The following is a 14,404-nucleotide window of genomic DNA, read 5'->3' as shown; positions in this document are numbered from 1 at the left end:
CTCCCATAAACGGATGCTGCTGCACCCTTCACTTTTCCCACGGGCGCAACGTTTACGCCCGCAGCGGCATCATTCCGCAGCGATACTGCCGACGTCCTGGCCTGAGGCGGCCATGATCGCCTTGACGATATTGTGGTACCCGGTGCAGCGGCACAGGTTGCCTTCCAGGTACTTTCGGATTTCGGCCTCAGATGGGCGCGGGTTGTCTTTCAGCAGCGCTGCGGCGCTCATTACCATACCCGGTGTACAGAACCCGCATTGAAGGCCGTGATGATCCTGAAAGGCTTGCTGGATCACGTTCAGCGAACCGTCCGCATTTGCCTGACCTTCGATGGTGCCAACATCAGCGCCGTCGGCTTCGACCGCCAGCATATTGCACGATTTCACGGCCTGACCATTCACATGTACAACGCAGGCGCCGCACTGGGCCGTATCACAGCCGACATGCGTGCCCGTCAATGACAGTTGCTCGCGCAGAAAGCCGGACAGTAATGTCCGGCCCTCGACCTCGCCGCTAACGGCCTTGCCGTTCACGGTCATTGAAATTTTCATGACTTTCTCCTCCCTGAGTTCCAACGGTTCAACCGCCCAATACGCGCTTGAACCAACCTTTTTTTGCTTCGCCGCCTTCACCCTCGGCAGAAGGTTCAGCTTGAACCTGATCCGAGGTTTCCGGATCGGGTGTTTTTTCGGGTTCGACCGCGTTCTGAAAATTTTCAAAGAACCGGTCGGCCATTTTTCTGGCGACGCCATCGATGACCCGGCTGCCCAGCTGGGCCAGCTTGCCACCGACACGTGCGTCGACGGTATAGGTCAGCAGAGTACCTTCGGGCACATCAGACAAACTGACATCGGCCGCACCCTTGGCAAAACCCGCAGCCCCACCCTTACCTTCACCCGAGAGCTTCACGCTTTCAAGCGTTACGATATCAGAAAGGGTAACGGCCCCTTTGAAGGTCGCTTTTACGGGGCCGACTCTCTGCACCACCGTTGCTTCGAACCCGTCATCGACCGAGCCGGTCATTTCCTGACATCCCGGAACGCATTCTTTCAGAACCTCAGCCGACAAAAGCGCGTCCCAGACCTTGGATCGCGGCGCGGCGATGACGCGGCCGTCACTAAGCTCCATCTCTCTTCTCCAGGTGTTTTTTCGTACGCTACGTGGTGTTTTTCGCCCTGCCTATTAGACCTTGGGTGTAGGTGACGCCGAGCCGATCTTATGTACGACTTTGGGCCAGTAGGCGCAGATTACTTTCGTTGTTAGGATTGGGTAAGCTGGGGACAACCTGATTGAAAAAGGCAATACCAAATGCTTGCTGACTCCATTGTAAGGTCTGGCTTCGAGAAAGTGCTGATCGTCGATGACCACCCCCTGTTTTGCGACGCGCTGTCGATGACCTTGCAAAGCGTGGCACAGATCGGCGAAATCCATACCGCGGACCGACTGGAAGGCGCGATGGAACTTCTGTCAGGGGGGCTGAAACCGGACGCGGTCATGCTGGACCTCAACCTGCCGGATGTGGAGGGGCTGGACGGCCTTGTCCGTCTGAAGGCTGCTGCGAATGCCCCGGTTATTGTGGTGTCCTCGATGACGGATAATCGCGTTGTCAGTCAGGTGATTCAGGCAGGCGCATCGGGTTATGTACCCAAGCATAGCCAACGCGATGTGTTTCGCCTGGCATTCGAGACAGTGCATTCCGGCAAAGTTTTCGTGCCCGAAGGGTGCGTTCTGATCAATGTCGAAGAGGATGAACACGCCGACGCGGTCAATCGGCTTGCGACGCTGACAAATCAGCAGGCCCGCATTCTGCAACTGATCTGTGAGGGCAAGCTGAACAAACAGATTGCCTATGACCTGTCCATTGCGGAACCCACGGTCAAAGCGCATGTCACGGCAATCATGCGGAAACTGGGTGTGCAAAGCCGGACGCAAGCCGTTCTGATTGCAAAGAAAGCTTCGTTTGCCAGCGTCTTGCAAGACCAAGGCTAAGCGTCATACTCTCACCACATCGTCGCGCTTTAGGGAGGAGGCTCGATGGACCAAGCAGTCGGGTGGGCGACAGCCCGGACCGGTGCAACAGGCATCGTCAAAACGGCTTTTGTGCGTTTCGACACCGGGCAGGCGCTTGGGGTGCTCGAACGTCAATTCGGAGCTGAACCACTTGCGCTGGTGATACTGTTCGTCAGTCCAAATGCGGACGCGGCTGTGGTCATTGCCAAAGCCGAGCAGGTGTTTGCGCCTACGCCGGTGGTTGGCTGCACCACCGCCGGAGAACTTGCGGATAGCGGTTATTGCGAAGACCAGATCGTCGCAATCGGCCTCCCGCAATCCCATTTCGACACGCGTACGGTCCTGGTTTCCGATCTGAACGATTTTGAGGCGGAAAGCATCATCAACGAGATGATCCATAACCGAAATGCCATGATGGTCACGGCGCCCGACTGGAGCCATGAATTTACATTCCTGATGATCGACGGATTGTCGACCAAAGAGGATGCGTTGACCTCCGAGTTGGCCGTCGGTTTGGGGCCGGTACCGTTGTTTGGCGGATCGGCCGGTGATGGAACCCGGTTCGGGCGTACCTATGTGCTGCATCAGGGCAAGGCGCTGAGCAATGCTGCCATACTGACTCAGGTTCGTACGCGGTGCCCGATCAAGGTGTTCAAAACCGATCATCTGGTTCCAACGACCCGGCGTATGGTCGTAACCAAGGCGGACCCGGCAAAACGCATCGTTCAGGAGATCAACGCCGAGCCCGCTGCCCGCGAGTACGCCCGTATCCTTGGCAAGGATCCGGAACAACTGACGACATTCACCTTTGCGGCGCACCCCGTTGTTGTGCAGATTGGCGGGCAGCATCACGTCCGCGCGATTCAGCAGGTGGCGGGCAACGGGGACCTCGTCTTTTTCTCGGCCATTGATGAAGGGCTTGTGCTGACGCTGGCCGAACCGAGGGACATGGTCGAGCACCTTGAGGAAGAAATTGGCCTTCTGACCGAGAAACAGCAACCCGACACAATTCTGGGCTGTGATTGCATTCTCCGCCGACTGGAAGCGCAGGAAAAGCAAAAGACCCGCGAAATCTCGGACATTCTGGCCCGCAACCACGTTGTCGGATTTTCAACCTACGGAGAGCAGTACAACTCTATCCATGTGAACCAAACTCTGACGGGTGTTGCGATTTATCCACCCGAGAAAGAGTAACGTATGATCGAGCATCTTACAGATCCCACGGACTCGGTTGACCGCCAGAACGAGAAACTTCGCAAGATTGCCGAAGCGCTAATGCGCCGGGTAGAAGAATCCACCGATGCGTCAGGCGCAGCTTATGCGCAGTTTCAGCGCGCGGCCGTGCTTGAACAAGAGGTCCGCGCCCGGACGAATGATCTGGAGCGTGCCCTTGAATTGCTGAACGATTCCAATGCCAGATTGGCACAGGCGAACAAGGACACCGAAGCCGCACGCGCTGACCTAGCTAATGCAATCGAAACAGTGCAAGAGGGGTTTGCCCTTTTCAATCGCGACGAAAAACTGGTGCTGTGCAACAGCCGTTTTGGTCTGCATATGCCTGACATTCAGGAGCGGCTGAGCCCGGGGCTGAGCTTTGCCGAATATGTTGAATTGGTCAGCCGATCAGGGTTCCTGTCCCTGCCTGAAACGATGACACCGACAGACTGGGCCAAAAGCCGTTTGGACCGGCATACGGACGATCATGTGGTGTTCAATGTCCGGCTTGTTGGCAATCGGTGGTCGCAAGTGTCCGAGCACCGCACACCAGATGGCGGAACTGTTATTCTGCAAACCGATGTGACTGATATCATGCGGATCGAACGGCAGGAACGTGACCGGATTCTGGATGACAAGGCTAGGCTGATCCGCGCGACGCTGGAACATATCGAACAGGGCGTTTGCATTTTTGACAACAAACACCGTCTGATCGGTTGGAACAACCGCGCCAGCGAGTTGCTGGCCATTCCGATCGCACAGTTTCAGATGGGGACCCGGTTTGAATCGCTGTCCAATCGCCTTGGCACGAACATCAGGTTCCAGAAGGGGGTAACGGAAGCCGATCTGCTGGATTGGGTGACGCGGCAAACTTATCGCCGTCCTCTGCAATTTCAGATGCACCGCGGAAGGTCAAAAATTCTTTCGGTGTTTGCGCAGGAAATGCCGGACCGGGGCTTTGTGATATCCTTCACCGATGTAACCGCAGAACGAAAGTCCGCTCAGGCCTTATACGAAGCCAAAGAGCTGTTGGAACAACGCGTAACATCGCGCACAATGGAACTGGCTGACGCGTTGAACGTGGCCGAGCGTGCAAACGCATCCAAGTCGCGATTTGTGGCAGCTGCCAGTCACGATCTGCTGCAACCTCTTTCCGCGGCAAAGCTTTATGTTGCATCGCTGGGCAGCGGCCTGGACAAAGACGACGCAAAGACCGTTGCAGGCAAGGCTGAAAGTGCGCTGAACAGCGTTGAACACATTCTGGAAGCGCTGCTGGATATCTCGAAGCTGGATTCAGGACGGGCCACCGCGCATTTGTCGACCATATCAGTGAGCACGCTGTTTTCGCAGATGGAAGACGCATTTCGCCCGGTGGCGCAGGCAAAAGGGCTTGAGCTGTCATTTGTTGACACGAACGCGCGTGTGACCAGCGACGCCAGCTATTTGCGTCGGATTTTGCAGAACCTACTGTCGAACGCGATCAGGTATACCGAGACCGGAAAGGTTCTGGTCGGTGTGCGGCGTCGCAAAGGCGCAATTGCCTTGCAAGTCTGGGATACAGGTATCGGTATCGCGTCAGACCAAAGAGACATCGTCTTTCAGGAATTTCAGCGCCTGCATTCTGATGCCAGCGCGGCAGAGGGTATGGGATTGGGCCTTGCAATCGTGGAGCGCGCCTGTGGGCTGTTGCAACATCCGATCCAGCTGTATTCCGAAGTAGGCAAAGGCACTGGATTCTCGGTCGAAGTGCCGTTGGCGCGGGAAGAGCAGACCACATCCAGCAGCGCCCCTGCGGCCCACGATCCGGGCTTAAAGGTACTTGGTAACACGGTTGTATTGTTGATTGAGAATGATGAAAACCTTCGTAGTGCACTGACCATGACCATCGAATCCTGGGGGGTCGAGGTTTTGGAGAGCGAAAGCGAAGACGAAGCAATCAATCTTCTTCGTGAAATTGACATTCTGCCCGATGCAATAGTCGCCGATTTTCAGTTGAATCACGATAGAACAGGTGTCGACGCGATACATGCCTTGACGAACGAGTTTGGACCTCTGCCCGGCTGCGTTATTTCGGCCAACCGATCACCTGAACTGGCCAGGCGCTGCAAGCGCGCCAACCTGCCTTTGCTCTACAAACCGCTTGATGCGCAACTTTTGCGGTCAACGCTGGAGTCATCGATTGAACAACGCAACTGAGCAGCACTGGAAACGTGTATGTTTTCAGGCGATTTCTGTCTGTGGGTTGGCACCTGTTCGATGTAGCATCGACAAAACCTCAGCCTTCCAGCCGGCTTTGATCTGCAACGCTAGCTGGGACGGAGGCCGGTGGTTCGGTGACAGAATCGCATATTCATACCTCAACGGTTCACTGAAGGGCAAAAACACGACACGGTCGTTTGAAATGTTCAACTCCCGCTCGGTAACGACTGTCAACGGATCGACAATCGTGCAGCATTGGCCCGATCCGACAAAGGGGATAAGCGGCAGAAAATATTGGCAGGTCACGGTTGGTGTGTAATTCGCCGAGACCACCTGAAACGCTTGTCGCACTTTTTCCTGAAACGGATGCGTGTCATGCAGCCCGCCCATTGGAACTCCGTCAAGATCGGATATCGTAACGGCGCTTTCTTTCGCCAGAGGGTTGTCTCTGTCCAGCGCGCAAAAACAGTCGCCGCTTATGATCTCGGCTGAGAACTGTGGTTGCTTACCTGTCGGATGTTCAAAATCAGCAAACCCGAAATCGATGTTCTGAGTACCCGCCAGTTCCATAATCTGCGGAGAGCTGCGGGTTGAAAGTGTAATTTGTATATCGGGGTTTCCACCAACTGAACGGCTGATGAAATTCGGAAAGGCAAAAGTGGAAGGGCCTGGCATCGCTGCAATATTCAAGCTACCGGAACTCCCTTTAAGAAGTCCGTGCATCGTACTGGAAATCGTAGATAATCTGTCCAGAATACCAGTGGTTTCCGACAATAGGTAGTGTGCTTCCGGTACTGGAATCAAACGGCGCCCTCTTCGTTCGAACAGGATCAGCCCCAAACTTTTTTCTAGGTTCTTGAGCGCAAGGCTGATGGCCGGCTGTGTCCGGTTCAGTTTTTTTGCGGTTTGAGAGATAGAGCCGCTTTCCATCACCTCACGAAAAACAGTCAATTGAGTAAGGTTCATTCCACATCCATAAGCCAAACTTTAATTTAGTTAAATATAACAAATTTGTATTTATGGTAAATCTCCATAGGCTGATTAGATCAGAGTTCGGACAAACCGAATCCAATGATCCAAAACTGGGAGCTTACGATGAGACTGATGAAATGCCTGACAGGTCTGGCTTTGGCAGGCGCTATGGCCGCGCCTGCACTTGCACAGGACCCAACTTTTTTCCGTATTGGCACCGGTGGTGCAGGCGGCACCTATTTTCCGATTGGCGGAACCATCGCAAATGGGATCTCGGCCCCTCCGGGCTCGCGCCCCTGCGAAGAGGGTGGTCAGTGCGGCGTACCCGGCCTGATCGCGATTGCGCAATCAACAACTGCGTCAGTCTTTAACAACGCGGCAGTGGAGAATGGCGAGCTTGAGGCAGGTCTGGCCGCCGCTGATGTCACCCGTTCGATGTATCTGGGCGAAGGCAAGTTCGAAGGCAAGCCGCATCCCAAGCTTCGCATTGTGGCAAACCTGTTCCCAGAGGATCTGCATCTGGTTCTGCCCGCAGGTCAGACCATTGGTGACCTGAGCGATCTCAAAGGCAAGCGCGTGGGTATCGCACAGGCGGGTTCAGGCACACAGGTGGCCGTGCTGCAGATGCTGGATGCATGGGGCGTAAACCGCGATAACATGGACGAAGCAGAGCTGAACAACAGTCAGAGCGCCGAGCGTCTGGCCGATGGGCAGCTGGACGCGTATTTCTACGCAGCTGGCTGGCCGGTCGCCGCTATGGTGCAGTTGTCATCGACCAAAGGCATGAACCTGCACTCGTTCAGTGACGAAGACCTTGCCAAGATCAACGAGATCATTCCGGCCTATATCCCTTCCGCCATACCGGGCGGTGTGTATGAAGGGATTGACTCCGAAACCAAGACCCCAGCGGTCAGCGCTATGCTGGTTGTGTCGTCGGACCTGTCCGAAGAACTGGTCTATCAGCTGACCAAAGCACTGTGGAACGACAACACCCGAAAACTGCTGGACAACGGTCACGCCAAAGGCAAGCAGATCACAGCTGACACAGCTTTGGACGGAGTCGAAGCACTGGGTGTCCCCCTGCATCCTGGTGCAGAGAAGTTCTACAAAGAAGCAGGCCTTCTGCAGTAATCGAACCTCATTGAAGCCTGTCGTCGGTGCCCCTGTGCGGGGCACCGCACTCTCCTTACACGCGCAATCAGAGGGCCATCATGTCCGAGACCGAAACACGCGATGACCACGACCTGACAGCCGAAGAACTGGCAGCCATCGAAGAACAGTTCGACGAAGGCGCCGCAGTACGTCAGGTTACACCGAACACGGCCAAGGTTCTGCGGGTTGTTGCCCTGTTATTCGCGTCCTATGAATTCTTCACCGCAGGTTTCGGCTTGCCGGCGGACCACTGGCACATGGGCATTTATCTGGCCCTGTTGTTCATACTGGTTTATGCGACCATTCCGATTGTCGGGGCCAAAAACCTATATGCGCTCAAAATCAGCAGGTTTCGTATTGGGAACGTCCCGCTTTATGACCTGGCATTCATGGCATTTGGCATCGTTGCGGCACTTTACGTTGGATTTGCCTGGCGCGGTATTCCCTTTCTCGGGATCGAGGAACAGACTTTTCGTATGGGTAATCCCAACAATTACGATGTCTTTCTTGGCGTGGTTATCATTCTGCTGGTACTTGACATCGCCCGTCGCACGCTGGGTTGGGTGCTGCCGCTGATTATCTGCGTATTCATCTCTTACGCTCTGCTTGGTCCTTATTTTCCCGGTTTGTTGCAGCATCCCGGTGTAAACTTCAAAACCTTCGTGTCGTCGATGTACTTTCCGCAGGAAGGCATCTATGGCGTCACGCTTTGGGTTGTTTCGACCATAGTCTTCCATTTCGTTTTGTTTGGTGTGATCGCGCAGCGCACCGGGTTGGGACAGTTGTTTATCGACAATGCCACCATTCTGGCGGGTCGCTATACAGGTGGCCCGGCCAAGGTGTCGGTCGTTTCATCGGCATTCTTTGGAACGATCTCGGGGTCCTCGGTCGCCAACACGGTTTCAACCGGCGCGCTGACCATCCCGAACATGAAACGCCTGGGTTATCCGGGCCATTTCGCGGGCGGGGTCGAGGCCGCTTCCTCGGCGGGCGGCCAGATCACCCCGCCCATCATGGGAGCCGCGGCCTTTATCATGGCCGAGTTCCTGGAGGTGCCTTACACTACTATTGTCATTGCCGCGATCTTCCCGGCGCTTCTGCACTACGTCGGTGTCTTTGCAGTTGTGCATCTGATGGCGCGCAAGCTGAACCTGAAGGGTCTGACAAAGGAACAATTGCCGCAACTCAAGGCTGTCTGGGCTGAAGGCTGGGCCAATATCGTGCCCCTGATTGGCCTGCTGGTGGTGCTGTTTACCGGTTACACGCCATTCATGTCGGCCTTCTGCGGCATATCGCTGGCAGTGATCGCGGGTATGTCGCGTATCAAACAGCCACCAACGCTGATTTACGCGGCGGCGTTTCTGGCCTTTGTGTTATGGAAATTTTCGGATGGCGGGTTCGACCTGACAATGACCGCGATACTCTGCGCGCTGTCTGTGACTGCCACACTGAACCCACAAAAACGCATCGAAGTGCCCGAGATGCTGGCTGCTGTCGAACTGGGCGTAAAATACTCGCTGGCGGTGGGTGCCGCTGCCGCCGCTGTCGGTATTGTTGTGGGTGTGATCAACACCACCGGTATCGGCTTTCGTATCGGATTTATGGTCACGCAAGGGGCAGGCAATCTGGCGGTGGATCTTTATAATATGATCTCGTTCGGCAGCTTCCAGCTGTTTGCAATCGAAGACCTGCAACTGTTCATCTCACTGATCTTCATCGCTGTCGTCTGCATTTTGATGGGGGCGGGTATTCCGACCACCGCGCTTTACATCATGCTGGTTTCTGTCGCGCAGCCCGCGCTGGCACAGTTGGGTGTTCCGCCCATCGCAAGCCACCTGTTCGTGCTTTACTACGGTGTGGTATCCGAAATTACACCTCCGGTCTGTACCTCGGCTTATGCGGCAGCGGCGATCGCCAACTCAAATCCTTTCCGCACCGGGCTGTCCGCGTTTACGCTCGGGTTGGGCAAGGTTATAGCGCCGATGGCATTCGTCTATGCGCCGGTTTTGTTGTTCGTGTCTTCCACTGGGTTTGATTTTTGGGAATTCACATATACTGCGGCAAGCTGCATAGCGGGGGTCATCGCTCTGTCCGCGGCGGTCGTCGGCTATTGGCTGCAACCGCTCAACGTATTGTCTCGTATTCTGATGGCCTTTGCCGGGATCATCTTCGTGGCACCCACGTTAACGGCTGACCTGATCGCGCTGGCCGTGGCGTCACCCGTGATCGTTGCGCAGTTGATCGCCCGCACCCGAACTCAAGCAACGGCCTGACATGTCTGAACGTGTTACCATAATCGGCGCCGGGATCGTCGGCATCTGCTGCGCGCTGTCATTGCAGGAACGTGGCAAAACCGTGCGGTTGATTGACCGGGGAGAGCCCGGGCAGGAGACCTCATTCGGTAATGCCGGTGTAGTCTCGCCATGGTCAGTGATCCCCCAAGCGGTTCCCGGTATCTGGAAGGCAATCCCCCGGATGCTGCTGGACCCCAAAAGCGCCTTGTCCGTCAGGGCCTCGTTCTGGCCGAGGATGGTCCCTTGGGGCCTGAGGTTTTTGAAAGCATCTGATGAACGATCGGTCCGCCGAATCTCGGATGCGATGGAGCTTCTTTGCAGACCGTCGATAGAGTTGTATCGACGTCATTTGCAGAACACTGGTTATGAAGACCTGATAGTCGCTTCCAACTACATCCATGCTTTCCGCCACCCGAATCAAGCTGACCTGAAGGCGCTGGGATATCTGATCCGACAGGAGAAAGGTGGGCAACTCGAGAGGATCGACGGCCCAGAGTTGCGCCGAATTGAACCCGCTCTATCCGGGGATTTTGAAGCAGCGATCCTTATCAAAGGTCAGGCACGGATTACATCACCCGGTCAGGTTGGCGCGGTTCTGGCTGAAAAAGCGCGCCAACAAGGCGCTGAGTTTATTCGGGCCGAAGTTCGAAAACTGAACCGAACCGACGAGGGGCGGTGGCATCTGACAACCCAGACCGATACGCTTCAGGCTGATACAGTCATATTGGCTGCAGGTGTGTGGTCTGCCGAGCTTTTGAAACCTTTGGGTCTGTCTGTGCCGCTGGCTGCTGAACGCGGGTACCATGTTCAGTTCCCCGCACCTTTGGCGAGCCTTCAGAATTCGGTCATGGATGTGGATGCCAAAGTGGTTGCCAGTTCGATGCAGGGCGGGCTGCGTGTGGCAGGCACCGCCGAGTTTGCGCGTGTAGATGCCCCGCCCGATCCACGAAAACAGGCGTTACTGACGCGACAAGCCAAGGCAATGATACCGGATCTTAATACCGCCGACACGCAATTCTGGATGGGGCGCCGCCCATCGTTTCCAGACAGCTTGCCTGCCATCGGGCCGATTGACGGACATCAGGGATTGTTCAGCGCTTTCGGTCATTCCCACTATGGCCTGATGATGGCGCCTAAAACCGGAGAGCTTGTGGCCGACCTGGTAGCTGGACAGCGTCTGAACATCAGTCTGGACCCATTTGCCTTGTCGCGGTTTTAAAACACGCGAAGCGACTTCTCGAGAAGGATCACAACGTCATGCCGATCTACCCAGGTGGACAGAATATCTGCGGGGCATCCATCGGAGTTTTGTGCCTGGAAAGCTATTTCCCCAAACCTCCGGGCCATATCAAAAACCCATCGAGTCTTCCGTTCCCGGTGCTGTATGAGATGATTGAAGGCGTCACAGTACCAAAGCTGCTGAACAACCCGACACCAGAGTTGCTGGAGCCCTTCATCAAAGGCGCGCAGAGGCTTGAATCCGAAGGTGTGCGGGCCATCACTGGCAGTTGCGGGTTTCTTGCATTGTTCCAGAAAGAGCTGGCCGAAGCCGTGTCCGTGCCCGTTTTTGCCTCAAGCCTGATTCAGGTGCCGCTGGCTTATTACATGACCGGTGCCAGTGCACCGGTAGGAGTGATAACCGCCGATTCCTCGGCGCTGACGCAACGCCATTTCGATGGGGTTGGGGCAGGGGATATCCCCGTAGCTGTGCAGGGTCTTGAGAACACGACCGAGTTCGCCGAAGTCATCCTGCGCAATACGCGCACCCGAATGGATACCGATCTGATTGAGGCTGAAGTTCTGAATGCTGTACGCAAACTGAAACGCGATACACCGGAAATCCGTTCGCTGGTACTGGAATGCACCGATCTACCGCCTTACGCGGCCTCAATTCAGAAGGAATTGAGCCTGCCGGTTTATGATCTGGTGACCTTGGCACATATGGCCCATTCGGTAAGCACGCGTAGCCCGTATCGCGGACTTATGCCGTGGGTTTGATGTGGACACTGCCTAGCGTGCTGACTTGATGAACAGCCAAACTGAAACGGCCTGACTGCGGAGTGAACCAAGGGTCTTCCCCTTGCCGAAACGGCTGGTTAAGAAGTTCTTCCACCGTCGCTTCAGGAGGCACCATTGGACCGTATCGCCCGCACTATCGCCACCGAGATTAAGGCACGTTCCGAGCAGGTCGGTGCCGCGATTAAGCTACTGGACGAAGGAGCAACCGTGCCTTTTGTCGCCCGATACCGGAAAGAAGCAACCGGAGGATTGGACGACACCCAATTGCGCCTGCTGTCTGAGCGGCTGACTTATCTGCGCGAGCTTGAAGCGCGGCGTGAAACCATTCTGAACTCGATCAAGGATCAGGGCAAACTGACCGACGATCTGAGTAAATCCATTGCGCGCGCGGAAACCAAAGCGCAGTTGGAAGACATTTATCTGCCGTATAAGCCAAAACGGCGCACCAAGGCGATGATTGCACGCGAAAATGGGCTTGAACCTTTGGTTGACGCTATTCTGGCGGACCGCAACTGCGACCCTGAAATATTAGCCGCGGCGTACCTCACCGAGGCGGTAACAACGACCCGGGATGCTTTGAACGGTGCGCGGGATATTTTGACCGAGCGGTTGACAGAAAACGCCGCACTGCTGGGCGAATTGCGCAGTTTCATGCAGCACGAGGCTCTGCTCAGCGCAAAGGTCATCGAAGGCAAGGAAAAGGACGGCGCCAAGTTCAGTGACTACTTTGACCATTCCGAATTGTGGGCGGACGTGCCGTCACATCGGGCATTGGCGATGCTGCGGGCATCCAAAGAGGGCATCGTCACGCTGGATATCGCGCCTGAACCGGAAATTGGTGCCGCGCGGGCCGAGACGATTGTCGCCGCCCATCTACAGACACGTGGCACTGGGCAGGCAGACGCATGGTTGCGCAAAGTCGCGGGCTGGACTTGGCGGGTGAAACTCTCGCTCTCAATGATGGTCGAACTGATGGCTGACCTGCGCAGCCGGGCGCAGGACGAAGCCATTCAGGTCTTCTCGCGAAACCTCAAGGATCTGCTGTTTGCCGCACCGGCAGGTGCCAAGGCGACCTTGGGTCTGGATCCGGGCATTCGTACGGGCGTAAAGGCTGCTGTTGTTGATGCAACCGGCAAGGTTGTCGCCACTGATACATTGTACCCGTTTCAGCCGAAGAATGATCTGCGAGGTGCACAGGCCAGTATCCTCAATCTGATATCTGCTCATCAGATCGAACTGATCGCAATCGGGAACGGGACGGCCAGCCGTGAAACCGAAAGGTTGGTTGCAGACACTCTTGCACTTCTACCTAAGACGGTGAAAGCACCAACAAAAGTGGTGGTGTCAGAAGCTGGCGCTTCGGTTTATTCCGCATCTGAACTGGCTGCGCGCGAATTTCCGGATCTGGATGTCTCGCTACGTGGCGCGGTCTCGATTGCGCGCCGATTGCAGGACCCCTTGGCCGAGCTGGTTAAAATCGAACCGAAATCCATTGGTGTTGGCCAGTATCAGCATGATGTGGATCAGCATCGCCTGTCACAGTCGCTGGATTCCGCGATCGAGGATGTGGTGAATGCTGTCGGGGTTGATCTGAACACCGCATCTGCCCCTTTGCTGTCACGCGTGTCTGGTCTGGGTCCGGCGCAGGCCGAAGCGATTGTCACCCACCGTGACCTGAATGGGCCCTTCCTATCGCGGAAGGATTTGCTGTCAGTCGCCCGCCTTGGACCACGTGCGTTCGAACAATGCGCCGGTTTCCTGCGCATCAGGGACGGTTCAGAGCCTTTAGATGCGTCTTCAGTGCACCCCGAAGCCTATGACATTGTGCGCCGGGTCGTTGCCGCCTGCGGTCGCGATATCCGGCACATCATGGGCCATGATGGCGCGTTAAAGGGGTTGCGGGCGGAACAATTTGTAACTCAGGATTTCGGCTTGCCGACCGTTCGGGACATCTTTGCCGAACTTGAAAAGCCCGGACGCGATCCCCGCCCCAGTTTCGTCACCGCATCTTTCACCGATGGCGTCGAAGAAATTACCGATCTGAAACCCGGAATGGTTTTGGAAGGCACAGTCACCAACGTCGCCGCCTTCGGCGCTTTTGTGGATATCGGCGTGCATCAGGATGGGCTTGTTCATGTCAGCCAGCTGGCGGACCGGTTTGTCAAAGATCCGCATGACGTGGTTAAAACCGGGCAGGTGGTTAAAGTACGTGTCGTAGATGTTGATGTCGCGAGAAAGCGCATTGGGTTGACCATGCGAAAACATGGGGGTGGAGGAAACCGTCGCGGCGGATGAAGTGAACTGTGCTTCGGAACCCGTGTTTGACAGCGTAAGATTAGTGCCTTGCACGTGTTCCAATCCATGATTACGACTAGGTTGGCAGGAATGAAGGTGATGTTGGCACCCCGGAAAAAAATGGGCTGAACGATCTTTTCTGCCATGGAGATTTGCAAAGACCGGGGTTTGTAGCGGTTGGCTGGCTCGTAGTCTTGGGTAATGTCTTAAACTCAACCTTGTACCAGAGCGGATCAGTAAACCTTAG

At 55.7% G+C, this 14,404-nt stretch carries 11 protein-coding genes; 8 read left to right on the top strand and 3 right to left on the bottom strand.

All coding sequences use genetic code 11. The annotated features are described in order from the left end of the window. Positions 1–69: 69 nt before the first annotated feature. Both AC2FLO_RS17830 and AC2FLO_RS17825 read right to left on the bottom strand, forming a co-directional pair. Entirely contained in the window at positions 70–552 is a 483-nt protein-coding gene (locus AC2FLO_RS17830) for a (2Fe-2S)-binding protein (RefSeq protein WP_209507073.1), read from the bottom strand. Between the two features lie 28 nt (positions 553–580). Further along, positions 581–1,129: an SRPBCC family protein gene (locus tag AC2FLO_RS17825; protein ID WP_496754105.1), complete on the bottom strand. Its 549-nt coding sequence runs from the start codon at positions 1,127–1,129 to the stop codon at positions 581–583. Between the two features lie 180 nt (positions 1,130–1,309). Here AC2FLO_RS17825 and AC2FLO_RS17820 point away from each other — a divergent pair, with 180 nt between their 5' ends. Genes AC2FLO_RS17820 through AC2FLO_RS17810 form a run of 3 tightly spaced genes read left to right on the top strand, consistent with a single transcriptional unit; the run spans position 1,310 to position 5,422 of the window. Beyond that, on the top strand, positions 1,310–1,990 hold the full coding sequence (locus AC2FLO_RS17820) for a response regulator (protein WP_267367519.1): 681 nt from the start codon (positions 1,310–1,312) through the stop codon (positions 1,988–1,990). 45 nt (positions 1,991–2,035) lie between these two features. After that, complete coding sequence (locus tag AC2FLO_RS17815; protein WP_496754107.1) at positions 2,036–3,205, top strand: FIST N-terminal domain-containing protein; 1,170 nt, start codon at positions 2,036–2,038, stop codon at positions 3,203–3,205. Positions 3,206–3,208: 3 nt separating this feature from the next. After that, positions 3,209–5,422 (top strand): hybrid sensor histidine kinase/response regulator, encoded by a 2,214-nt coding sequence (locus AC2FLO_RS17810; protein ID WP_496754108.1) that lies wholly within the window; start codon positions 3,209–3,211, stop codon positions 5,420–5,422. Between the two features lie 24 nt (positions 5,423–5,446). Here the strand turns inward: AC2FLO_RS17810 and AC2FLO_RS17805 are convergent, their stop codons facing one another. Continuing rightward, positions 5,447–6,391 (bottom strand): LysR family transcriptional regulator, encoded by a 945-nt coding sequence (locus AC2FLO_RS17805; protein WP_480588443.1) that lies wholly within the window; start codon positions 6,389–6,391, stop codon positions 5,447–5,449. Positions 6,392–6,520: 129 nt separating this feature from the next. Between AC2FLO_RS17805 and AC2FLO_RS17800 the strand changes: the two genes are divergently transcribed. The 5 genes from AC2FLO_RS17800 to AC2FLO_RS17780 all read left to right on the top strand — a co-directional run bounded on the left by AC2FLO_RS17800 (position 6,521) and on the right by AC2FLO_RS17780 (position 14,157). Further along, the gene (locus AC2FLO_RS17800) at positions 6,521–7,528 is read left to right on the top strand and encodes a TAXI family TRAP transporter solute-binding subunit (protein WP_480774227.1); all 1,008 of its coding nucleotides are present in this window, start codon (positions 6,521–6,523) and stop codon (positions 7,526–7,528) included. Positions 7,529–7,608: 80 nt separating this feature from the next. Then, a complete protein-coding gene (locus AC2FLO_RS17795) occupies positions 7,609–9,822 on the top strand; it encodes a TRAP transporter permease (protein ID WP_496754111.1) in 2,214 nt (737 codons plus the stop codon). Position 9,823: 1 nt separating this feature from the next. Next, a complete protein-coding gene (locus tag AC2FLO_RS17790) occupies positions 9,824–11,062 on the top strand; it encodes an NAD(P)/FAD-dependent oxidoreductase (protein WP_496754113.1) in 1,239 nt (412 codons plus the stop codon). 38 nt (positions 11,063–11,100) lie between these two features. After that, a complete protein-coding gene (locus tag AC2FLO_RS17785) occupies positions 11,101–11,841 on the top strand; it encodes an aspartate/glutamate racemase family protein (RefSeq protein WP_480484339.1) in 741 nt (246 codons plus the stop codon). 135 nt (positions 11,842–11,976) lie between these two features. Next, the gene (locus AC2FLO_RS17780; protein WP_496754115.1) at positions 11,977–14,157 is read left to right on the top strand and encodes a Tex family protein; all 2,181 of its coding nucleotides are present in this window, start codon (positions 11,977–11,979) and stop codon (positions 14,155–14,157) included. Positions 14,158–14,404: the final 247 nt, after the last annotated feature.

Source organism: Ruegeria sp. TASC047 (genome assembly GCF_059612445.1).
The sequence above is the reverse complement of the archived record's forward strand: the minus strand, read 5'-3'. Positions and strand labels throughout refer to the sequence as shown.